17 protein-coding genes are annotated in these 21,738 nt (G+C 65.5%); 11 read left to right on the top strand and 6 right to left on the bottom strand.

Annotated features, from left to right (window positions below; all coding sequences use genetic code 11):
• The first annotated feature begins 4 nt into the window (after positions 1 to 4).
• A complete protein-coding gene (locus VGM71_RS05910) occupies positions 5 to 1,000 on the top strand; it encodes an NAD(P)-dependent oxidoreductase (RefSeq protein ID WP_331542963.1) in 996 nt (331 codons plus the stop codon).
• A gap of 84 nt (positions 1,001 to 1,084) precedes the next feature.
• Here the strand turns inward: VGM71_RS05910 and VGM71_RS05905 are convergent, their stop codons facing one another.
• Both VGM71_RS05905 and VGM71_RS05900 read right to left on the bottom strand, forming a co-directional pair.
• On the bottom strand, positions 1,085 to 2,137 hold the full coding sequence (locus tag VGM71_RS05905; RefSeq protein WP_331542961.1) for a trifunctional transcriptional activator/DNA repair protein Ada/methylated-DNA--[protein]-cysteine S-methyltransferase: 1,053 nt from the start codon (positions 2,135 to 2,137) through the stop codon (positions 1,085 to 1,087).
• 191 nt (positions 2,138 to 2,328) lie between these two features.
• A complete protein-coding gene (locus VGM71_RS05900) occupies positions 2,329 to 3,666 on the bottom strand; it encodes an MFS transporter (RefSeq protein WP_331542959.1) in 1,338 nt (445 codons plus the stop codon).
• Between the two features lie 163 nt (positions 3,667 to 3,829).
• Between VGM71_RS05900 and cyoA the strand changes: the two genes are divergently transcribed.
• The 6 genes from cyoA to VGM71_RS05870 all read left to right on the top strand — a co-directional run bounded on the left by cyoA (position 3,830) and on the right by VGM71_RS05870 (position 9,804).
• Positions 3,830 to 4,894, top strand: a complete 1,065-nt coding sequence (cyoA, locus tag VGM71_RS05895) for a ubiquinol oxidase subunit II (RefSeq protein WP_331542957.1) — start codon at positions 3,830 to 3,832, stop codon at positions 4,892 to 4,894.
• A 70-nt stretch (positions 4,895 to 4,964) separates the two neighbouring features.
• The gene (gene cyoB / locus VGM71_RS05890; protein ID WP_331543055.1) at positions 4,965 to 6,938 is read left to right on the top strand and encodes a cytochrome o ubiquinol oxidase subunit I; all 1,974 of its coding nucleotides are present in this window, start codon (positions 4,965 to 4,967) and stop codon (positions 6,936 to 6,938) included.
• Position 6,939: 1 nt separating this feature from the next.
• Complete coding sequence (cyoC, locus tag VGM71_RS05885) at positions 6,940 to 7,566, top strand: cytochrome o ubiquinol oxidase subunit III (protein WP_414675095.1); 627 nt, start codon at positions 6,940 to 6,942, stop codon at positions 7,564 to 7,566.
• On the top strand, positions 7,563 to 7,973 hold the full coding sequence (gene cyoD, locus VGM71_RS05880) for a cytochrome o ubiquinol oxidase subunit IV (RefSeq protein ID WP_331542955.1): 411 nt from the start codon (positions 7,563 to 7,565) through the stop codon (positions 7,971 to 7,973). The genes cyoC and cyoD overlap by 4 nt, the downstream gene beginning before the upstream one ends.
• Before the next feature lie 8 nt (positions 7,974 to 7,981).
• Positions 7,982 to 8,743, top strand: a complete 762-nt coding sequence (locus tag VGM71_RS05875; protein ID WP_331543051.1) for an SURF1 family protein — start codon at positions 7,982 to 7,984, stop codon at positions 8,741 to 8,743.
• A gap of 131 nt (positions 8,744 to 8,874) precedes the next feature.
• Complete coding sequence (locus VGM71_RS05870) at positions 8,875 to 9,804, top strand: DUF535 family protein (RefSeq protein ID WP_331542953.1); 930 nt, start codon at positions 8,875 to 8,877, stop codon at positions 9,802 to 9,804.
• Positions 9,805 to 9,838: 34 nt separating this feature from the next.
• Here the strand turns inward: VGM71_RS05870 and VGM71_RS05865 are convergent, their stop codons facing one another.
• From VGM71_RS05865 to VGM71_RS05855, 3 genes are read right to left on the bottom strand one after another with little or no spacing between them, the layout of a single operon-like run.
• On the bottom strand, positions 9,839 to 12,292 hold the full coding sequence (locus tag VGM71_RS05865) for a TonB-dependent receptor (protein ID WP_331542951.1): 2,454 nt from the start codon (positions 12,290 to 12,292) through the stop codon (positions 9,839 to 9,841).
• A 36-nt stretch (positions 12,293 to 12,328) separates the two neighbouring features.
• Positions 12,329 to 13,345 (bottom strand): FecR family protein, encoded by a 1,017-nt coding sequence (locus tag VGM71_RS05860; protein ID WP_331542949.1) that lies wholly within the window; start codon positions 13,343 to 13,345, stop codon positions 12,329 to 12,331.
• The gene (locus tag VGM71_RS05855) at positions 13,342 to 13,884 is read right to left on the bottom strand and encodes an RNA polymerase sigma factor (RefSeq protein WP_331542947.1); all 543 of its coding nucleotides are present in this window, start codon (positions 13,882 to 13,884) and stop codon (positions 13,342 to 13,344) included. Before VGM71_RS05855 ends, VGM71_RS05860 begins: the two co-directional genes overlap by 4 nt.
• Before the next feature lie 237 nt (positions 13,885 to 14,121).
• On the opposite strand from VGM71_RS05855, the gene VGM71_RS05850 reads away from it, so the two are divergent.
• Positions 14,122 to 15,813 carry a glycosyltransferase family 39 protein gene (locus tag VGM71_RS05850; protein ID WP_331542945.1) on the top strand — a complete coding sequence of 564 codons (1,692 nt, stop codon included), beginning with the start codon at positions 14,122 to 14,124 and terminating at the stop codon, positions 15,811 to 15,813.
• On the opposite strand, the gene VGM71_RS05845 is transcribed toward VGM71_RS05850, so the two are convergent.
• Entirely contained in the window at positions 15,803 to 16,423 is a 621-nt protein-coding gene (locus VGM71_RS05845) for a YrbL family protein (protein WP_331542943.1), read from the bottom strand. The genes VGM71_RS05850 and VGM71_RS05845 overlap by 11 nt on opposite strands.
• Positions 16,424 to 16,502: 79 nt before the next feature.
• Here VGM71_RS05845 and VGM71_RS05840 point away from each other — a divergent pair, with 79 nt between their 5' ends.
• The 3 genes from VGM71_RS05840 to VGM71_RS05830 form a co-directional block, all read left to right on the top strand.
• Positions 16,503 to 18,467 carry an LTA synthase family protein gene (locus VGM71_RS05840; RefSeq protein ID WP_331542941.1) on the top strand — a complete coding sequence of 655 codons (1,965 nt, stop codon included), beginning with the start codon at positions 16,503 to 16,505 and terminating at the stop codon, positions 18,465 to 18,467.
• Between the two features lie 242 nt (positions 18,468 to 18,709).
• Positions 18,710 to 19,069 carry a hypothetical protein gene (locus tag VGM71_RS05835; RefSeq protein WP_331542939.1) on the top strand — a complete coding sequence of 120 codons (360 nt, stop codon included), beginning with the start codon at positions 18,710 to 18,712 and terminating at the stop codon, positions 19,067 to 19,069.
• A 659-nt stretch (positions 19,070 to 19,728) separates the two neighbouring features.
• A partial coding sequence (locus tag VGM71_RS05830; protein ID WP_331542937.1) for a hypothetical protein occupies positions 19,729 to 21,738 on the top strand: 2,010 nt, incomplete at its 3' end.

Genomic DNA, 21,738 nt, shown 5'->3' with positions numbered 1-21,738 from the left:
CGCGATGACTATCCTCGTCACCGGTAGTGCCGGTCATCTTGGCGAGGCGCTGGTCCGCCGCCTGCAAGCTGACGGCCGCGACGTGCGCGGCCTGGATATCAAGCCTTCGCCGCATACGCATCTCATCGGTTCGATCCACGACGAGGCCTTCGTCCGCGACGCGATGTCCGGCATCACCCATGTGATCCACAGCGCCACGCTGCACAAACCGCACGTGGCAACGCATTCGAAGCGCGACTTCGTCGACACCAATATGGGCGGGACCGTGGCATTGCTCGAGGCCGCCGTGGCGCAGCGCGTGCGCTCCTTCGTCTTCACCAGCACCACCAGCGCGTTCGGTGCCGCGCTGTCGCCCGCACCGGGCGAGCCGTCGGCATGGATCGACGAGGATGTGCTACCGGTACCGAAGAATATCTACGGCGCGACGAAGACCGCCGCCGAAGGCATGTGCGAACTCGTCGCGCGCAAGGACAGGCTGCCGGTGCTGGTGTTGCGCACGTCGCGGTTCTTTCCGGAAGACGACGACAACGCGCACGTCCGTTCCGAGTACGACACCGCGAACATGCAGGCCAACGAGTTGCTATATCGGCGTGCGGACATCGAGGACATCGTCGAGGCGCATCTCGCGGCGCTGGAGCGGGCACCGTCGCTTAAGTTCGGCCGCTACATCGTTTCGGCCACGACACCGTTCTCGCGCGGCGACGTGGCGGAGCTACGCGAGGATGCCGCCGCAGTGGTGCGCCGGCTGTTCCCCGATGTCGATGCCTTGTACGCCGGACGCGGCTGGAAGCTCCTTCCGTCGCTGGACCGTGTGTACGACAGCCACCGCGCCACACGCGACCTGGGCTGGCAGCCCAAGCGCGATTTCGCCTTCGTGCTGGAGTGCCTGCGCCGTGGCGAGGATTTCCGCAGCGAAATAGCGCGCGCCATCGGCGTGAAGGGCTATCACGACACGGTGTTCGTGCACGGGCCTTATCCCGTGTTGGACACCCCCAGGTAGGAGCGCGCCCTGCGCGCGACAGATTTTCGCGATATGGAGCCCTGTTGCGCCCTTCACAAAACCTGTCGCGCGCAGGGCGCGCTCCTACACCGCCAACTTCTGTTCGTGTCGCAGCAACCAATCCTTCCGCCACAGGCCGCCACCGTAGCCGGTCAACGATCCATCCGCGCCGATCACCCGATGGCACGGAATCACGATGGCGATCTGGTTCGCGCCATTCGCCCTCGCCACCGCGCGCACCGCGGTATGCCGCCCCGCGAACGCGGCAACCTCGGAATAGCTGCGCGTCGTCCCGGGCGGAATCGCCATCAACTCGTCCCACACGGCACGAGTAAACGGCGAGCCATGCATCGCCAGCGGCGTCTCGAACGATCGCCGCGATCCTGAGAAGTACTCGCGCAATTCCGCTTCGATCCGCTCGATGGCCGGCGTCCGTCCGAAGCTGATCGTCGAGCGCGTCGCCACGCGCAGACGCTTCAGTTCGTTCGGCAGCGCCGTGCGGTCGAAGAACTCCAGCAGGTGCAGTGCCTGCGTATCGGCGACGGCCAGCATGCTGCCGATCGGTGTCTCGATCCAGTCCGCCTGGAGCCGTTCGCGTCCGCGCAGCCCGGCAGGGCAATCGCCCAGCAGCTTGACGATGGCTTCGCGGAAGCCGCTGCCGGAGTCATAGCCCGCCGCCTGCTGCGCATCGATGACGCTTGCGCCAGCGACCAGCCGGTCCATGCCGCGGCCGGCCCGGCGCAGGCGGGCCATGTCGAGGAAGGTGAGGCCGAGGTGGCGCTTGAAGCTGCGCCGGACCGTGGAGGGGTCGTAGCCCAGGCGGACCAGGTCGTCCTCCGACCAGACTCGTTCCGGCTCTTCTTCCAGCCGGCGAAGCAGCGCCGAGACCATCGGCTCGCGCTGCCCCACCGGGTCCAGGGGCCGGCAGCGGAGGCAGGGCCGGAACCCGGCTTCGAAACAACCGGCCACGGAGTCGAAGAAACGGGTGTTCTCGAGCTTCGGCTTCCGGGCCGGGCAGGTCAGCCGGCAGAAGACGCCTGTGCTGGTCACCCCGACGAAAACATGGCCGTCGTAGGCGGGGTCGCGGTCCAGCAAGGCCCGGTAGAGGGTGTCGTGGTCGGGCAGGTCGAAGAGCATGGCTTAAGGGTAACGCCGTGGCCGGACCCTCGCCGCCGGATATCGGGCGGCTATTTTGGGCCGGGTGGACATGTCGGTAGGAGCGCGCCCTGCGCGCGACATGTTTTGAGGCCGAGCCTCGGAGCTGGCGCGCTAGCCTGAGGACTGATGCGAAAACATGTAGCGCGCAGGGCGCGCTCCTACGCGAGGCGTCAGGCCTTGTTGCGGTCCGTTTCCAGCGCCCGGTTGATGCGCAGGGCCAGCAGGGTGCAGGCCACGCCGGACAACAGGTACACGCTGACCGCGCCCAGGCCGAACCGCTGGGACAGGCCCAGGGCCACCAGCGGGGCGAAGGCCGCGCCGACCAGCCAGGCGAAGTCCGAGGTCAGGGCCGCGCCGGTGTAGCGGAACCGCTTGGCGAAATTGGCGGTGACCGTGCCCGCGGCCTGGCCGTAGGACAGGCCCAGCAGGGCGAAGCCGATGACCAGGAAAGCGTCCTGGGCCAGTTTGCCGCCGCCCAGCAGCCAGGGCGAAGCGATGGCGAACAGGCCGATCAGCACGGCCATGGTGCCCAGGGTGTTGCGGCGGCCCACCTTGTCGGCGATGACACCCGACGCCACGGTGGCCAGGATCGCCACGAAAGCGCCAACGATCTGCACGATCAGGACGCTGCTGATGTCCTGCGAGCGGGTGAGCGCGATCCAGGACAGCGGGAAGATCGTCACGATATGGAACAGGGCGTAGCTGGCAAGGGCGGCGAAGGCGCCGATGAACAGGTTGTGGCCCTGGGCGCGGACCATCTCGATGATGCCGATTGGCTCGAGCTGGCCCTCTTCCATCATCTGGGTGTACTCCTCGGTGACCACCAGGCGCAGGCGGGCGAACAGGGCCACCACGTTGATGGCGAAGGCCACGAAGAACGGATAGCGCCAGCCCCAGTCCAGGAAGTCCTCGCGGGAGAGCTGGGTGTTGAGGAACAGGAACAGCGAGGCGGCGATCAGGAAGCCGATGGGTGCGCCCAGCTGGCCGAGCATGGCGTACCAGCCGCGCTTGTGCCTCGGCGCGTTCAGCGAGAGGAGGGAGGGCAGGCCGTCCCACGAACCGCCCAGCGCAATGCCCTGCAAGAAGCGCAACACCGACAGAACCACAATCACCGTATAACCGTGCGAGGTGTTCGCCGGCAGGAAGGCCATGCACACCGTGGAGGTCCCCAGCAGGAACAGGGCGGCGGTAAGCTTGGTGCCACGGCTCCAGTTGCGCTGGATCGCCATGAACAGCGTCGTGCCGATCGGCCGCGCGATGAAGGCGAACGAAAAGATCGTGAAAGCCAGCAGGATGCCGTCCAGCTGGCTCAGGAAGGGGAAGAACACCGACGGGAACACGAGGACGGACGCGATGCCGTACGTGAAGAAGTCGAAGTACTCGGAGGCGCGGCCGATGACCACGCCGACGGCGATTTCGCCGGGGGCCACGGCGGCATGACTGGTCTGGTGCTGGCGACGGACGTCGCGTTCGGCACCCTCGGCGGCATTGTGATCGGCGTGTGACATGCTCGACATCGTATTCGGCCCGCTCGGGGAAGTAGGTGGCAGGGTAGAGAAGGATCGCACTACTCGGCTTGCAGGGCCATGGGACAAAGTGTCCTATGGTGGCAGCGGGCCGTTCGGCGTATTTTTTCGTGTCCCCACGGTTACCTCCATCATGCGAATGTCCATGAAGATGTTGCGCGGATTGCTCATCCCCGCCCTGGCCCTGCTCTTGTCGGGCTGCGACGCCGTGCTGCTTTCGCCCTCCGGCGACATCGCCCGGCAGCAGCGCGACCTGATCGTCATTTCCGTGGTGCTGATGCTGATCGTCATCATCCCGGTGATCTACATGATCGTGGCCTTCGCCTGGAAGTACCGCGAGTCGAACAAGGCCGCCCATGCCGAATACGACCCGGACTGGAACCATTCCACGGTGCTGGAGCTGCTGATCTGGTCGGCCCCCCTGCTGATCATCATTGCCCTCGGCGCCATCACCTGGACCAGCACGCACAAGCTGGATCCGTACCGTCCGGTGGAGCAGATCTCCCAGGGCCGCGCCGTCGTGCCCGGGAGCAAGCCGCTGGTGGTCGAGGTGGTCGCGCTCGACTGGAAGTGGCTGTTCCTTTACCCCGAACAGGGTATCGCCACGGTGAACGAGATGGCCGCCCCGGTGGATCGTCCCATCGAATTCCACATCACCGCGTCCAGCGTCATGAACGCGTTCTTCGTGCCGTCCCTGGCCGGCATGATCTATGCCATGCCGGGCATGGAAACCAAGCTCAACGCTGTGATGAACAAACCCGGCGATTTCGAAGGAATTTCGGCAAATTACAGCGGTGCCGGGTTCTCCGACATGCACTTCCGCTTCCACAGCCTGTCCGATGCCGACTTCGATGCGTGGGTAGCCAAGGCCAGGGCCAGCGGCGGCCAGCTTGGCCGCGAGGACTACCTGAAGCTTGAGCAGCCCAGCGAGAAAGAGCCGGTGCGCTACTACGGCACCGTCGCCCCGGGCCTCTACAACGCCATCCTCAACCGCTGCGTCGAGGCCAATCGCATGTGCATGAGCGACATGATGGCGCTCGATGCCCAGGGCGGGCAGGGCGTGGTGGGTGCCTACAACGTCACCTCGCTCGACGCCGCCACCCGTGCGCGCGTGGGCCTTGCCGATGCCGGCAAGCGCTACGTAGGCGCCCTGTGCGTCGCCAGCGGTGCCGGCGGCCAGCGGCTCACGCCTGCCGGACGGCCGCTTTGAGCGCCCCGGTCTCCAACGAACTCAAGCCTTGCCGAGCCCGGTAATGAACATGCCAGATCTAGCCAAACTGATCTTCGGACGCCTCACTCTGGAGGCCATTCCGTACCACGAGCCGATCCTCATCGGCACCTTCGTCGCGGTCGCCATCGGCGGCCTGGCCCTGCTCGCGCTGATCACGAAGCACAAGCTGTGGGGCTACCTATGGCGCGAGTGGTTCACCAGCATCGATCACAAGAAGATCGGCATCATGTACGTGGTGCTCGGTATCGTGATGCTGCTGCGTGGTTTCTCCGACGCCCTCCTGATGCGTGCCCAGCAGGCCGTCGCCTTCAACGGTAATCCCGGCTTCCTGCCACCGCATCACTACGACCAGATCTTCACCGCCCATGGCGTGATCATGATCTTCTTCGTGGCGATGCCGCTGGTCACGGGCCTCATGAACTACGTGGTGCCGCTGCAGATCGGCGCGCGCGACGTCGCCTTCCCGTTCCTGAATAACTTCAGCTTCTGGATGACGGTGGCCGGCTCCATGCTGGTCATGGCGTCGCTGTTCGTGGGCGAATTCGCGCGCACGGGCTGGCTGGCCTATCCGCCGCTGTCGGGCCTGGCGCAGAGTCCGGATGTCGGTGTCGACTACTACATATGGTCGCTACAGGTGGCCGGTGTGGGAACCACGCTGTCGGGCATCAACCTGATCGCCACCATCGTCAAGATGCGCGCGCCGGGCATGTCCATGATGAAGATGCCCATCTTCACCTGGACCTCGCTGTGCACCAACGTGCTGATCGTCGCCGCCTTCCCGGTGCTGACGGCGGTGCTGGTGCTGCTCTCGCTCGACCGCTACGTGGGCACCAACTTCTTCACGAACGACTTCGGCGGCAACGCCATGATGTACGTGAACCTGATCTGGATCTGGGGCCATCCCGAGGTCTACATCCTGGTCTTGCCCGTGTTTGGCGTGTTCTCGGAGGTCACCTCCACCTTCAGCCGCAAGCGCCTCTTCGGTTATGCCTCGATGGTGTACGCCACGGTGGTGATCACGGTGCTGTCGTACCTGGTGTGGCTGCACCACTTCTTCACCATGGGATCGGGGGCGAGCGTCAACTCGTTCTTCGGCATCACCACGATGATCATCTCGATCCCCACGGGCGCGAAGATCTTCAACTGGCTGTTCACCATGTACCGCGGCCGGATCAAGTTCGACGTGCCCATGCTGTGGACGGTCGGCTTCATGGTCACCTTCGTGATCGGTGGCATGACCGGCGTCATGCTCGCGGTGCCGCCGGCGGATTTCCTGCTGCACAACAGCCTGTTCCTGATCGCGCATTTCCATAACGTGATCATCGGTGGCGTCATCTTTGGCCTGTTCGCTGGCATCAACTACTGGTTCCCGAAGGCCTTCGGCTACCGGCTGGACGAGTTCTGGGGCAAGTGCTGCTTCTGGTTCTGGCTGGTGGGCTTCTGGGTCGCGTTCATGCCTCTGTATGTGCTGGGCTTCATGGGTGTCACCCGTCGCATGAACCACTTCGAGGACCCATCGCTGCAGATCTGGTTCCAGATCGCCGCGTTCGGTGCGTTCCTCATCGCCCTCGGCATCGGCTCGTTCCTCATCCAGCTCTGGGTGAGCTACAAGCGCCGCGACGAGCTGCGCGACGTGACCGGCGATCCGTGGCACGGCCGCACCCTGGAGTGGTCCACGTCGTCACCGCCGCCGGCGTACAACTTTGCGTTCACCCCGGTCATCCATGACACCGATGCATGGTGGGACATGAAGGAGCGCAACGCGGGCCGTCGTGTTGATGGCTACCTGCCGATCCACATGCCGAAGAACACGGGCGCGGGCATCATCCTCGCCGGCTTCGCCTTCGTGTTCGGCTTCGCGATGATCTGGCACATGTTCCTCGTCGCCGGCCTCACCTTCGCCGCGCTGCTCGTGACGGCGATCGGCCACACCTTCAATTACAAGCGCGATTACCACATCCCCGCCGACGTCGTGGCCCGGACCGAGGCCGCCCGCACGGAAGAGCTTGCCGCCCATGTCTGATATGCACGCCACGCCTTCCGCCGCGATCGCGGAACAGGACGTCGAGTTCTGGATGTCCAAGGACCACCACCCGGCCAACGGCACGTTGCTCGGGTTCTGGATCTACCTGATGAGCGACTGCCTCATCTTCGCCTGCCTGTTCGCCACATACGGCGTGCTGGGGCGGAACTATGCGGGCGGTCCTTCCGGTGCGGATCTGTTCGACCTGCCGCTGGTGGCGCTCAATACCACCATGCTGCTGCTGTCTTCGATCACCTACGGCTTCGCCGTGCTGGAGATGCAGAAGAACCGCCGCGGCACGATGATGGCCTGGCTTATCGTCACGGGCCTGTTCGGCGCCGCGTTCCTCGGCATCGAGATGTTCGAGTTCGCGCACTTGATCCACGAGGGTGCGGGTCCGCAGCGCAGCGCGTTCCTCTCCTCGTTCTTCACCCTGGTCGGCACGCACGGCCTGCACGTTACCTTCGGCATCGTCTGGCTGATCACGCTGCTGTTCCAGGTGGGCCGCTTCGGCCTTACGCCCGCCAACAAACGGCGCATCATGTGCCTGTCGATGTTCTGGCACTTCCTGGACGTGGTCTGGGTCGGCGTCTTCACCTTCGTATACCTGATGGGAGTGCTGCCGTGAGCGCGCACATCGAATCGCACGACCACCACGACGCGCACGATCACGATCATGATGACGGCCACGCCCCCAGCACGCTGAAGGGCTACATGATGGGATTCTTCCTCGCCGTGGTGCTCACGGCGATCCCGTTCTGGCTGGTGATGGGCAAGGTCATCCCGAACTCGCAGACGCTGGCGGTGGTGATCCTCACCTTCGCCGCGATCCAGATCGTGGTGCACATGATCTACTTCCTGCACATGAACACGAAGGCGGAGGGCGGCTGGACCCTGCTGGCGCTGATCTTCACCCTCGTGATGGTGGTGATCACCCTGACCGGTTCCATCTGGGTCATGTACCACATGAACGCCAACATGATGCCGGGCATGTCGCACAACATGACAGAACAGCAGGCAAAGAACCTGCCCTGAGCGTGAGCATGGATACAGGCGACGACATGAAGACGCCGCGCCGACCGCGCGGCGTCTTCGTTCTGGGCGGGCTGGCGCTGCTTGGCGCCGTGCTGTTCGCCGGGTTCCTCGCGCTGGGCACGTGGCAGGTGCATCGGCGCGAATGGAAGCACGACCTCGTCGCGCGGGTCGACGCGCGCGTGCATGCGCAGCCGGTGGATGCACCGGGGCGCGGCCAGTGGCCGGTGGTGAGCGCGGCCAACGACGAATACCGGCGGGTGAAGCTCGCCGGCACCTTCCTGCAGGACCGCAGCGTGCGCGTACGCGCCAGCACGGAGCTGGGCATGGGTTCCTGGCTGCTGACGCCGCTGCGTCTGCGCAACGGCGATATCGTGCTGGTGAACCGGGGCTTCGTCTCGCCCGCCTGGTGCGACGGGAAGGTCACCTGCACGCCTGGCCCCTCGGGTGCGACGACGATCTCGGGCTTGCTCCGCATCAGCGAGCCGAAGGGCGCGTTCCTGCAGTCGAACGACCCTGCGAACGATCGCTGGTATTCGCGGGATGTAGCGGCCATCGCCGCAGCGAAGGGGCTGGACCCGGTGGCGCCGTATTTCATCGACGCCGACGCGGCGTCGTCGCCCGGCCGCGGCGAGGGCAACGACGGCCCTGTCGGCGGTCTCACGGTCATCTCCTTCCCCGACAATCACCTGATGTATGCCATCACCTGGTACGCCCTGGCCCTCCTGACCCTGCTGGGCGCCTGGCTAGTCTGGCGGGACAAACGCCAGTAGGGGCGCGCCCTGCGCGCGACATGTTTTCGCGAAGAGCATCAGGTCCTGTTGCTCACGGCCTCAAAACATGTCGCGCGCAGGGCGCGCTCCTACTGCATTTCAATTTTTCGGGCCTCGCACGTCTTTTAGACATGCAGCCCCGCTACCACCCCCAAAGCGCCCCGTTCGAGGACCTTCCTCTCGGCTGGGCATCGCACCGCAAGGAACGCGGTCCCCTGGCCCTGGTACTCGACCATGCCCGCCGTCGCGCTGCCCTGCGGCGCTCGCTGCCGGTGCCGGAACGACGGTGGGCCTATCTGCTCCGCACCCTTGCCGCCTTCCGTCGCCAGGCCCAATGGCTCCGCCTCGTCGGCGCGTCGCGGGCCATGCGTGCGGCGGCGGAATCCAATCCGGGGGTGTACGAGCGCTGGCAGTCGCACTACATCTCGCGGTCTTTCGACATGGCTACCCGGGCGCGACTCATCGAGGCGCACTACCGCCTTGTGGCGCGCGAGTTCCCCGAGCGCGTCAGTGCCCGGCTGCTGAAAGGCCACGACGTGCGCCTGGCCACGTTGCCGCTCGCCGAGGGCGAGATGGCCTACCTGCATGCACGAGCCCCCGAGCACGAGTGCACCGGTGAGCTCGGCCTGTACCTGCTGAACGGGGACAGGGAAGTGATCTCGTCCTGCACGATTACCTTCGGCGGCGACGACGGCCTGCTCGTGGGTGCCGTACGCGGCTCCTGGGCCTATCTCGGACGCGGCGCCATCGCACGCTTCACCCGGGCCAGCGGCGGACTGCGTCCGCGCGAACTGCTGTTGTCGGTGGTGCGCGCATTGGCGAGCCATTACGGTGTGGCGCGGTTGCGCGGCGTGGGCCAGGAAAAGCACCCGCTGGATCGGCGCGCGGGCGTCACCGCGGCGGCTTACGACCGCTTCTGGCGGCGGCACGGCGGCGTGCTGGGCACCGATGGCTGCTATGACATTCCGCTGGCCGCAGCGTCGAGCGGCCGCGCCGAACGTGACGCCTTCCTCAGCGAAGCCTGCGAGGTGGCGCTGAAAACCCTCGGAAAAACCGGGTAGGAGCCGCTATAGCGGCTCCTACAGGAAAACGCGATCAGAAATCGTAGACCCCGGTGAGCAGGACGACGCGCCCCTGGCGGATCGGGACGAAGGTTTCGTCGAAGTTCACCGCGTACAGCGTGCGGGCGAACAGGTTTTTCACGCCGAGCGTCACGCGCCAGTTCGGACCATGGCGCGATACGTTCGCCTCCACGCTGGCCTGGCCCGGAATGCCGAAGTACTGGCCGTCGGCGCTCGTACGGCCAAGGCTGCGACTGCGCGCCAGCACGCCGGCGGCGACGCCCCAGGGCTTGACTGTGCCGTCGCCAAAGCGATAGCTCGTCCAGATGGCAGCCTGGTGCTTCGGCGCGCCGGTGGGACGGGTATCGTCGCGGTTCTCGATACGCGCCTCGGTGAGGCTTGCCAGGACGTCCAGGCCGGGCGCGATCCGGCCCGCGAACTCTACCTCAAGGCCACGGTTGGTCTGGCCTGGGCCGGGTGTGGCGAAGAACGGCGGCTCGGGCGACACCAGGTCCACGCTGTGGTCGACGCGGATGCGGTAAAGCGCGGCGGTGAGCCGTGCTCTCTGGTCGAACAGGTCGAACTTGCCGCCCACCTCCACCTGCCGCGACGTGGCGACAGGCAACGGCTGGCCGTCCTTGCCCAACAGTGGATCGGGCTGGAATCCCGTCGACGTATCCGCGTAGAGGGACACGTCGGGAGAGATCTTGTAGACCACGCCCAGCTTCGGAATCCAGCGCGACTCATGCACGCGTCGCGGCGAACCGTCCTGCCAGCGTGTGTCCAGCTGGTAACTCGTGCGGCGCAAGGCAGCCAACACGTTCCAGCGCTCGCCGATCGCCACCTGGTCCTGCAGGTACAGCCCGGCATTGGTCTGCCAGGAACCACCCAGGTCGTGCACCGTCGTGCTGACTGGCTTCACGGATGCGTCCAACCTGGCCGGGAAGTCGCTGCTGCTGCGCAGGGCGAAAGCGACCGGCCGGGTCACGATCACCGCATCCCGATCCGTCGCGTTCACTGCGTCGCCTTCCTCGATGCTTCCGCCGCCGTTATCGCCGGCATGAGTGCGCGCGAGGTCGAGGCCCACCAGCACGTTGTGCGTCACGTTACCGTGGCGAAAGCTCGCGCTGAGGTCGTTCTGCCAGGTCCAGTAGGTGCCCGAGTAGCGGAAGCTGCGCGCGACGGCATCCAGCGTTCCCGCGAACCCGGTGGAAAGGTACGACAGGCTGCGGCCGTCGCTGCGCTGGCGCACGTACTGGCCCTGGCTGTGCAGGGTCCAGTCGCCGCCGAATTCGTGATCCACCTCGAACACGGCGCGGCTCGTGCGGAAGCGGGAGATATCGGCGGGGTCGTCGCTGGCGCGCGACGTGAGCGTGGCCGTCGCGAGGGTAGGGCCGAGCAGTACGCTGTGGTCCGGTCCGGGCACGCGGTTGTCCACGTATTCGAGGCCGCCCATGATGCGCGTGTTTCCGCTCTGCCAGGCAAGTGACGGCGCCAGGTAGGCACCCCGGCCACCGCCGTAGCCCCGAGGCGTTCTTTCGCCGCGCTGCCCGGCGGCGACAAGGCGATACGTGAACGAGCCATCGCGCGAGGACGCGCCCGCGAAGTCGACGCCCAGCCGCGCACCGTCGTATTCGCCAAGCGAATAGGTCAGGGTACGCACAGGCTGTGGCTGTGGACGCTTCATCACGACGTTGATCGATCCGCCGAAGTTGTTGTTCTGCGACGCATCACCCAGGATCGCCTCCGGTCCGCGCAGGACCTCCACGCGCTCGATGCCGATGAGCGGAGGAAGGTCTTCGGTTCGCGCGATGCCGTTGGGCATGCCGTCGGTCATGCCATGGCCCGCATCGAAGCCGCGAATGAGGAACAAGGGCGAGCCGCCGTAGCCGTCCACGTACTGCACGCCGGCGACATAGCGAGCCACGTCGCCGATGTCGACGGCCTGCTGCGATTCGATCACGTCGCGGGTTACGACGGTCACCGACTGCGGCACATCGCTCAGGCGTGTGTCACTGCGGGTGACGGTGCGTGTGCTGTCGGCCCTGAAGCCGTTGCCGGAGACCAGCCCCTGCACGTCGACGGTCGCCAGCGGCACGACCGTGGCCGGATCGAACTCCACGGTCGGATCGACGGGAGCGGGCGTGGCGTTGCCGGCTTGTTGCCTCTGCCGGACCACTACCGTGCGCGGATCGTACGACTCGCGCTCGAGATCGGTGCCCTCGAGCAGTTCGTCGAGGGCGGCATCAGGTGTCAGGACACCCTGCGCGCCGTCGGATCGCCAGTTGGCGATAGAGCCGGATGCCGTGAGTACCTGCACGTTCGCCTGCTTGCCCCAGGCGAGCAGGGCGGTGGCCAGGGGTTGCGGCGCGATGGAAAACGAGACCGGGGACGACTTACCGTCGCCGGGCGCATCGGCGCCGGCGGCGTGGGCCACGAAGGCCAGCGCGAGCGCGCCGGTGAGTACGCGCCGGCGCCCGCGAAGCATGTACTGCAAGACCTGCGGCCCCAGTGGGTTTTTTATTCAGCGCGGTCGGGCACCCCGCGCCGTGGTCGTCTGGCGTGCGAGCTCCAGCCGGTCGGGGTAGGTATCGACGCGCACCGGGAAGACTCTCGGTAGCGCAGCTACCCAGCTGTCGATGGTATCGACCTGGACCGTACCGGTAAATGTCATCCGGCCCAGGGAGGGATCGGCAAGACGGATCGGACGGGTGCTGTACCGGTTCACGTTTTCCACCACCGAGGACAGCGGCTCGTTGACGAACTCCAGGCGGTGGCCGCGCCAGGCAGTGGCGGTGGCTGGATCGACGTCCAGGATCCGCATGGCCTGCGTCTCAGGATCGAACGAGACTTCGCGCCCCGCACCCAGTTCGACGGTCGCAGCATCGCCCTGTGCCGCCATGGGCGAGACCCGCACGCGCCCCTCGGTGACCGCCACGATCACGCGATCGCCCGTACGCCGCACGTTGAAGGCGGTGCCGAGGTCGCGAATCCGCAGCGGACCGGCGTTCACGATAAAGGGGCGCAGTGCGTGGGCGACGCGGAAGAAGGCCTCGCCTGCTTCCAGGTCGATGGTCCGCTCGTCGCGGCCGTAGTGCGCGGTCACCGACGTGGCGCCCCCCAGCTCGATGCTGGAACCATCCGGAAGATCGATGTCGCGATGACCGGCGCGCTCGCTGGTGTACTGCTGCGGTGTACCGGCCGCGCCTGGGCGCAGGGCCAGGAAAATCCCCGCACCCAGGACGACCAGGGCCACGCCGGCGGCGATTCCCAGGGCGAATCGCGGCGACCCGCGGCGTGCGGAACGGACAGGGGCGAAGCGATCCACGAACTCGCGGCGGCTGGCAGCATCCATCCCCGCGGCCGTCTCGGCCAGGGCGGAAGCGCGCTCGAAGGCGTCGGCATGGCGCGGATCGGCCTCGAGCCATTCGCTCCATTGCAGGAGGGCCGGTTCGGGCAGGGCGGGATCGCGCAGGCGGGCCCACCAGTCGGCGGCGGTGTGCTCGATCTGCCGTTCGAAGGGGAAAACGGTGGTGGTCATCGGGGGTTCTCCGCGCGGTCGCGGCGTCGGCGGCAGTGCGCGAGGGCGTTGCCGACGTGGTAGCGCACCATGCGCTCACTGAGATTCATCTCATGGGCGACGGCGGCGAAGTCGCGGCCGTCGATCACGTGCATGACAAAAGCACGGCTGGTTTTCGCCGGGAGTTCGTCCAGGGCCTGACGCAGGTCTCGCCACTGCTCGTGCGCCGAGGCGTGCTGTTCCGGCAGGGGGGTGACGTGCCAGCTGTCCTCGTCCGGATCCGCGGGGGCCGCGGCACGGACGTTGCGCTTGCGCAGGCGGTCCACGGCCAGGTTCGAGGCCGCCCGGAACAGGAAGGCCCGGGGTGAATCGATCTTCGTGTCGTCGCCCAGAGCAAGCAATTTAAGATAAACCTCCTGTGCCACCTCCTGCGCATCGGCGTGCGAGTTCAGTCGCGCACGAAGAAAGGCGACGAGGGCAGCATTGTGTTCGCGGAACAGGGCGACCACTTGAGCGGCCCGCGCGCCGCCTTGGGTGGCGCCTGTCTCGGATGGATCCATGGTTTGTCTGACAGCGCTCATGGGGGCGGTAACTATAGGTCGCACGGTGGGAAATCGGCGCCCGTACGGGCAGGGACGAACGCCGATTTCCGCACCGGCGAAACCCCTAGACGTCCCAGCTTCGGAAAATTGAAATGGACCGATGCGGAAAGCGCATGGCTGTCACTAAGGAAACGGTAGGGTAGGTGACGAATCCCTTCGATACGATGCGACCGGCCCCCCCAGTCAGACCCATTCATGCTTTCTACCGACGACCGCTTCCATCGCCGCCAATTCGGCTGGTTCATGTTGATCGCGCTGGCCGTGCTGGCTGCCGGGATCGGCCTGCGCGACCCGTGGCCGCCTGACGAACCGCGCTTCGCCCTTGTCGCCCGGCAGATGCTGGAATCCGGCCAATGGCTGTTTCCCCATCGGGGGATGGAGCTGTATTCCGACAAACCGCCCATGCTGATGTGGACGGAAGCGTTCTGGATGTGGATCACCGGTGGCTGGCGCGGGGCCTTCCTGCTGACCTCCCTGCTGTCGGGGCTGGGCACGCTGGCCCTGGTGTGGCATCTCGGTCGCCGCCTCTGGAACGCCCGGGTGGGCCTGGTCGCCGCGGCCCTGGTGCTGGCTTCGATGCAGTTCGTCGACGTGATCAAGCACGCGCAGATCGACCCGCTGAACCTGTTCTGGATCACCCTGGGCAATACGGGCATCCTGCTGCACTGCCTGCGCGGGCCGAACTGGCGGATGTACTGGCTGGGTTGTTTCGCGGCTGGGCTAGGCGTCATCACCAAGGGCGTGGGCGTGATCGCCCTGCTCATGCTGCTGCCCTATGTCGTCATGCGCGCCCGGCAATGGCCGGGCCTCACCGTTACCCGCGGCGACGGCTGGCGCTGGGCCGGCGGCGCCGTCGCCTTCCTGCTGGCCATCGCGCTGTGGCTCGTGCCCATGCTGGCCACAGCCTATGGGCTGCGCACGCCGGAATACCTGGCCTACGTGCAGGACATCCTGTTCCGGCAGACCGCCGAGCGCTATGCCAATTCGTGGCAGCACGAGGAGCAGCCCTGGTTCTTCCTGCTGGTGATCCTGCGTCTTTGGATTCCCACCTGGCTGCTGATCCCGTTCGTCGTGCCGGGTTGGCGCGAAGCGCTGCGTTTGCGCGACCCCAAGGTATGGATGCCCTTGATGTGGTGTGTGCTGGTCCTGGTGTTCTTCTCCATTCCCAGCGGCAAGCGCTCCATCTACATCCTTCCCGCCCTGCCCATGCTGGCGCTGGCCATGGCGCCTTATGTCGCCGACCTGCTGAAGGCGCGCTGGCTGCAAAGGGCGGCGTTCTGGATCGCCATCGCCTGTGCCGTGGTGTTCGCCGGCGCCGGCGCGTGGGCGCTGACCAAGGCGCCGAAGGCGGCGCAGCGCATCGCCGAAGGTTACGAAATGGCAGGGCATGGCCAGCCCCTGTGGTGGTGCGTGATCGCGGTCGGCGCGGGATTCCTGGTTTCCGCGCTGGCGTTCCGTCCGCGGCGTGGCGTGGTGGCCTTGCTGGGTGGCATGGCGTTGGGCTGGATCATCTGGCCCGTGGGCACCTATACGCTGCTGGATGCCAACCAGTCGGCACGCCAGCTGATGCAGAAGGCCGACGCCACCATCGGCAGCGACGGCCAGCTCGCCCTCGTCGTCTGGCGCGAGGAACTCATGTACCAGGCTCGCCGTCCGGTGGCCGAGTTCGGCTTCGCCCGCGGTTCGGCCGACCAGCTGCGCGATGCCCGTGCGTGGCAACAGGCAGACCCTGCCCACCGCTGGCTGCTGGTGAACGAGGAAGCCTTGGACGACTGCGTCGCGGCCGATAAGGTCGTGCGGCTCGGCGTGGCGAACCGCACCCGCTTCGCGTTGCTGCCGGCAGAGGCGTCGAAACCGGACTGCGTACCCACGGCACCTAAACGGTAGGAGCCTCGGCCTTCGTCCGTCGCAGCATCCGCTCGTACTTCTTCTTCGTTCGCGAGGCGTTGTGCGCGCGGTTCATCGAGCAGTGCGGGATGATGTTCTTCTCGCCGAAGCCGTCGATCATGACGAGGCGCGGGCCGCCGCGCGAATCCTCGCCGTACACCACGTTCCAGGCATGCAGGTCGGCGGCGATGGTGTTGTGCGAGAGCAGCCGCGCGTAGAACGCTTCCAGTTCCGCCTGCGTCGTGGCGGTGAAGCCTTCGGCCTGCACCCAGTGATGCAGCGTCGGCGCCAGCCGGCCGTCGGGCGTGCGTACCTTCTCGACGATCTGCCCCAGTCCGATGTCGGTCATCTCGAGCCCCACAACGCGGGCAATGGGCGAGGTGGCGTAGCCACCCACGTAGATACCGGTAACGTACTCGCGGAACTCGCGGACGAAATCCTTGTACGGCCCGCTGCGTGCCGTGCGGCGGTACCAGGGGGCTTTGTTCCAGCGCTCCTCGATGGAGCCGCTGGCGATCACCTTGATCAGCAGGTGGGCATCGTCCGGGTGCTGGTACACCTCGCGGACGTGCCCGGTGGCGATCGGCTTGGCCTCGGCCAGTCTGAACATCGTCGGTCCTCGCGCGGCGGCCGAAAGGTCGCCGTAAGTTGTCAAAACGGCGGTCAGTGTAAAGTCATGGCCCCGTAACATGCGTCTTTCCACGCGTGGCCGCTGCCGCGCCCTTTCCGGACCACCCAACGTGCGCAAGCTTACCTGGCGTTTCATCGTCGCCGCCCTCGTCTTCCTGACCCTGTCGCGCCTCGGCCTGTCGCTGTGGCAGTGGACCCGCGTACACGACGCCGGCGGATTGTGGCCCATCCTGTTGGGAGGCTGGCGCATCGATCTTTCGCTGGTCGCCATGATCGTTGCCTGGCCGGCGCTCCTGTCGCCCTGGCTGGGCCACCGCGCATGGCCCACGCGCATCGCCGCATGGTGGCTGCGCTTCTGGTGGCTGGCCTTCGTATTGCTCGAAGTGTCCACGCCGCAGTTCATCGTGGAATACGACACGCGCCCCAACCGCCTGTACTTCGAATACCTCACCAGCCCGCACGAAGTGCTGGCGATGCTCTGGCACGGTTACAAGCTTGTAGTGGCCATGGCGCTGGTGGTATTCGCGCTGGTCGGCTGGATCGGCTTCCGCCTGCTGCCTACCCGCCGTCCGGACCCCGTGCCGATGCGCGGCTGGATGCGCCCGGTGGCCACGGTGCTGGCTTTCGCCGTGCTCTTCGTCGCCGGTCGCGGCACGCTGCAACACCGGCCGTTGAACGCCGCGCAGGTGGCGTTCACCAACGATGCGATGGTGAATACCCTGCCGCTCAACTCGCTTTACAACGTGCTCAATGCCGCCATCGCACTGGGCAACGAGCGCTCGGCATCGGCCGTATACGGCAAGATGCCCGAAGACGAGATGCAGTCCATCGTACGAAGCACCGCGGGTCTCGAAGGCGCTCCGTTGGCGCCGGAATACCCGAGCCTGCACCGCCAGCAGGCCACGCATCAAGGGGGGAAGCCGCTCAACCTCGTGATCATCCTTGAGGAAAGCCTGGGTGCGCAATTCGTCGGCAGCCTGGGCGGCGCGGGTTACACGCCGGAGCTGGACAAGCTGTCGAACGAGGGCTGGTGGCTCACGCGCACCTACGCCACCGGCACGCGCAGCGCGCGCGGTCTGGAAGCGGTGACGACCGGCTTCCTTCCCACGCCCGCCGAAGCCGTACTGAAACTTCCGCGCAGCCAGCGTGACTTTTTCACCCTCGGTGCGTTGCTCGATACCTTCGGTTATCACACGCGCTTCCTCTACGGCGGCGAGGCGCATTTCGACAACATGCGTTCGTTCTTCTTCGGCAACGGCTTCAATGAAGTGGTGGATCGCGCCACCTTCAAGACGAAGCCGGTGTTCGTCGGTTCGTGGGGCGCGTCTGACGAAGACATGTTCAACGAACTGCACCAGCGTCTGCTCGAGGACGGCGACAAACCCACACTGACCGTGGCCTTCTCCGTTTCCAACCACACGCCTTGGGAATACCCGGCCGGCCGTATCAAGGCCGAAGGCGATCCGGCGAGCAACGCCAACGCGGTGCGCTACGCCGACTGGTCGATCGGGCAGTTCTTCGCGAAGGCGAAGCAATCGCCGTACTGGAGCCACACCGTGTTCCTCGTGGTGGCCGACCATGACGCGCGCGTGTTCGGCGCCAGCCTCGTGCCCGTGCGTCATTTCCACATCCCCGCGCTGATCCTCGGCGCCGGCGTGCCGGTGAAGAAGGACGACCACATCGTGAGCCAGGTGGACCTCGCGCCCACGCTGCTATCGCTGATCGGCATCAGCAGCGAACACCCCATGCTTGGCGCGGACCTCACCCAGCGCTATCCGGACCGCGCCATCATGCAGTACGGCGACAACTATGGTTATCTCCGCGACGACACGCTCGTGGTGCTGCGCCCGAACCAACCCGCCACGCAGTACCGCTACACCGTGGATGGCGAGAAGCTCGACCTGGAAGCCGTGGATCCGCAGCTGGAGAAAGTGGTGCTGGCGCACGCATTGTGGCCTAGCTGGGCGTACGACAAGCAGCGTTATCGGTTGCCGCAGGCCGTGGACAAGGCGCCGAAGGACTGAATGATCCTGCCATGCGACGCGGTAGCTACGCATTTCCGGAAGACGTTGGTAAAACTCATTGAACCAGCGACGTTCTTTCGCGGTCTCGACACATTGACTGCCATTCTGGTGCTTTGCTATTACTGCGTTGCGAAGCGGCGCTGGGTGTCTGTCACGGCCAATCGGTAGTCGCGAATCGCGAGTGTGTTCCGGTATCGGCCGGACACGGATGCAATGGACGTTAACGTAAAGGAGTACGAATCATGTCTGATGACAAGCAACAAATTGGAGCGCCGGCGATTCAGGGTGCGATTGGCGACAGTATCCCGTACGAGGTAATCCAGAATGGACTCTTCCTTACTGCGACGTATGCAGACCTCCATGTCAACGAGCAGGTCGCGTTTGAGATTCACACAGATACTCAGCCTCTGCCACTCAGAGAGATCGTGATCGTACGGCAGACAGAGGTTGACAAGGGGGAAGTCACCCATGGATTCAACGACAGCGACGTCAGTAATCTTGTGGGTAAGAAAATCGGCGTCTTTGTCAAATTGATTACCAGGCGTCCTCCGTTGGAATCGGCGGAAGGGGCCTATGTGGTCGAGGAAGCTCCAGGGACTTGAGGGTAGCTTCTCCAAGGCAGCATCACGTATCGCGCGATGCGGCTTTGGAAGATGCACTGACCGCGATCACTACGGTTGCATGAGCCATCCCTTCGGCATCGGCGAAAGACGATTCGTGAGGCCGATGCGGTCGAGGAACACCTCGTCGTGCGAGGCCACGACGAGGATTCCTTCTGCAGAAGTAGCGCTTCCAGCGCTTCCAGCGCCTCGAGCGACGCGAGGTCGAGGTGGTTGCCCTGCCAGGACGCGCGCAAGCACGCTTTTGCCCACACCGTTACGCCCGACAAGCCCTGTATGGCGTTCGTCGAAGGTTTCGGTGAGATCGGAAAAGAGGGTCCTACCCAGGTGTGGGCATGAGACGACCTCTCTCCATGATGGGTTGACAGAAGAAATCGCGATTCGTTAAGTTCACCTTCCGCCGACGCTTGCCGGCGAGCATGGCCGACAGACCATGCATCAAACTTTCGTCGTCGTCCCCGGCGAAGGTCCATCGAAGAGAAGGTTATGCCGATGCTTCCACCAGGGACGCAGCCGCGAGCAGTCGCGCGCTTCGCTTATAGCGACTTCAATCCACCTCTACCCGAGCGACCTGCGGTTACCGCCTAGGATTTCATGGCGTGCCGGGCCTTTCTCGGCTGCGCCCCATTGAGGGAGACACCATGTCACTGACGATCCATCGTCGGCGCGAACCCTTGCGCGCCGCCTGCCGTGGATTTGCGGCTTTCATGGCTGCAAGCGCAGCCGAGGCACAGAACGCGACGCCCGAAGACGAATACCAGAAGTACCTGCGCGTCGACGCCGGGCTTTCACCGCTGGGTGAAAATGCCTTCGGCGAGGAAATCTCGCTCTACTCGGGCGCGCTGGCGTTCCGGCAACTGGACGTCAGCCTGCCTGGCGACGGTCCGACCATTCAGATAGCGCGACGCTTTCAATTCAACGAACGCGGAACCCGCCTCGATCTCGTCGGCCGGGCGTTCGGCGACTGGGAGATCGATTTACCGTCGATAACCACCACCACCGCGAACCAGCAGAACGTACGCGGCTGGGTCATCGACTCGGACAACCGCGGCGCGATCTGTTCGTCGTTCGGCCCGCCACCGCTCGTGCAGTCGCCACCGGGCGATCCCATGCGCCACGGCTGGGAGGCGGCCGCATGGTGGTCCGGATATCAGTTGCACATACCCGGCGCAGGCGACCAGGACCTGCTGAAGCGCGTGCCCGGCAATCCGGCGGCACCTACCTACGGCGGACTGTTCTATCCGATCGTGACTCGCGGGGACTGGGCGGTCGGCTGTCTGCCGCAGGCCTCGAACGATCCGACGCTGCAGGCCTTCCTCGCGATCGCACCCGACGGTACGCGCTACACGCTCGATCATCTTTCGTACCGGTGGATGCCGAACATCGAGCGCCCGCTGGGCTCGACGGGAGTCGGTCTGCGTGCGCCTCCGATCGATTTCCTCGCTCGCCGGGAAGGCCGCATGCTTCCTACGAAGGTCGAGGATCGTTTCGGCAACTGGATCCAGTATCACTACAGCGGCGATCTGGTCACGGACATCACGGCCAGCGACGGCCGGCGTGTTTCGATTGCGTACGTACCGGAAACGACACGTATTGCCACCGTCACGGTGCTCCCGGGTCATCCCCTGTCACGCACTTGGCACTATGCGTATGCCGCACTGTCTCGCGGGACGACCCTGACCGGTATTACCGAGCCGAACGGCGCCACATGGCAGTTCAACCTCGCATCGTTCTCCAGCGATGCGCGGGTGGCGATCACCGCTGCCGGAACCTGTAACCGGCTGGCCGACGCGAACAATGCGGGCACCGTCTACACCGGGACCATGGTCCATCCCTCCGGCCTTTCCGCGGAATTCGCGGTAACGCCGTTGCGGCGCGGGCGCTCGGGCCTGTACAGGACGTGCTGGGCCGCCCCGAGCATCAATCCGCTGCCCAATGCGCCAGGCACCTTCGCCTTCGAACCCAACGCCTGGTGGAGCATGGCCGTTGCTTCGCGGCGCTATTGGGGCGCGGGCATGGATGAACGGCGCTGGGTCTATGCGTACTCACCCAGTAACGAGAGTTGGCGACAGGACTGTCCCAGCGGTTGTGCGACCACGGTATGGACGGACACCACATTCCCGGACGGTCACGCCGGGCGCAGCGTCTTCAGCAACGAAACGACGTGGCGGGAAGGACTGCAGCTGTTCGACGAGACTTTCGACGGGGTACCCGGAACGACTATCCGGCGTGTCTCCGGATTTACTCACGTAGCTCCGGACCCTGCCATCGACGCACGCGCGGCCGCCTACCCGCATCCCTGGGGTTACTCGCCGCAACCACGGGTCAACAGGGCACAGGTCAATGAGAAGATTCCGATGGGAGACCGTGTCACGCAACAGGACGGCGACACGTACGTCTGGCAGGCCATCGCGTTCGACGCATTTGCCCGTCCTCACCTTATCTCCCGATCGTCATCCGCGGGCTACGCCATTTCGGAACGCCAGTCCTTCCATGACCATCACCCGTTGTGGCGGTGCGCGTCAAGGTACTTGTCGCCTGAGTTATGCAGCTTGCAACTGTTTTCCGATACCTCTTGCGTGCGCGTCAACGACAGCGTCTCGTTCGGGATTCAAGGTCACGGAACCGACGGGCGACCAATCCCGGGTCGC

Origin of the sequence: Luteibacter sp., from assembly GCF_036499525.1 — a bacterium.
Taxonomy (GTDB): Bacteria; Pseudomonadota; Gammaproteobacteria; order Xanthomonadales; family Rhodanobacteraceae; genus Luteibacter.
The sequence above is the reverse complement of the archived record's forward strand: the minus strand, read 5'-3'. Positions and strand labels throughout refer to the sequence as shown.

Coding starts and splice junctions, on each gene's coding strand:
- VGM71_RS05900 (WP_331542959.1), bottom strand. CDS start 3,666: ATGTCACACGCCGATCACAATGCCGCCGAGGGTGCCGAACGCGACGTC.
- VGM71_RS05855 (WP_331542947.1), bottom strand. CDS start 13,884: ATGGATCCATCCGAGACAGGCGCCACCCAAGGCGGCGCGCGGGCCGCT.
- VGM71_RS05860 (WP_331542949.1), bottom strand. CDS start 13,345: ATGACCACCACCGTTTTCCCCTTCGAACGGCAGATCGAGCACACCGCC.
- VGM71_RS05845 (WP_331542943.1), bottom strand. CDS start 16,423: ATGTTCAGACTGGCCGAGGCCAAGCCGATCGCCACCGGGCACGTCCGC.
- VGM71_RS05875 (WP_331543051.1), top strand. CDS start 7,982: ATGGATACAGGCGACGACATGAAGACGCCGCGCCGACCGCGCGGCGTC.
- VGM71_RS05865 (WP_331542951.1), bottom strand. CDS start 12,292: ATGCTTCGCGGGCGCCGGCGCGTACTCACCGGCGCGCTCGCGCTGGCC.
- VGM71_RS05905 (WP_331542961.1), bottom strand. CDS start 2,137: ATGCTCTTCGACCTGCCCGACCACGACACCCTCTACCGGGCCTTGCTG.
- cyoC (WP_414675095.1), top strand. CDS start 6,940: ATGCACGCCACGCCTTCCGCCGCGATCGCGGAACAGGACGTCGAGTTC.
- VGM71_RS05850 (WP_331542945.1), top strand. CDS start 14,122: ATGCTTTCTACCGACGACCGCTTCCATCGCCGCCAATTCGGCTGGTTC.
- VGM71_RS05840 (WP_331542941.1), top strand. CDS start 16,503: ATGCGTCTTTCCACGCGTGGCCGCTGCCGCGCCCTTTCCGGACCACCC.
- VGM71_RS05835 (WP_331542939.1), top strand. CDS start 18,710: ATGTCTGATGACAAGCAACAAATTGGAGCGCCGGCGATTCAGGGTGCG.
- VGM71_RS05910 (WP_331542963.1), top strand. CDS start 5: ATGACTATCCTCGTCACCGGTAGTGCCGGTCATCTTGGCGAGGCGCTG.
- cyoA (WP_331542957.1), top strand. CDS start 3,830: ATGAAGATGTTGCGCGGATTGCTCATCCCCGCCCTGGCCCTGCTCTTG.
- VGM71_RS05870 (WP_331542953.1), top strand. CDS start 8,875: ATGCAGCCCCGCTACCACCCCCAAAGCGCCCCGTTCGAGGACCTTCCT.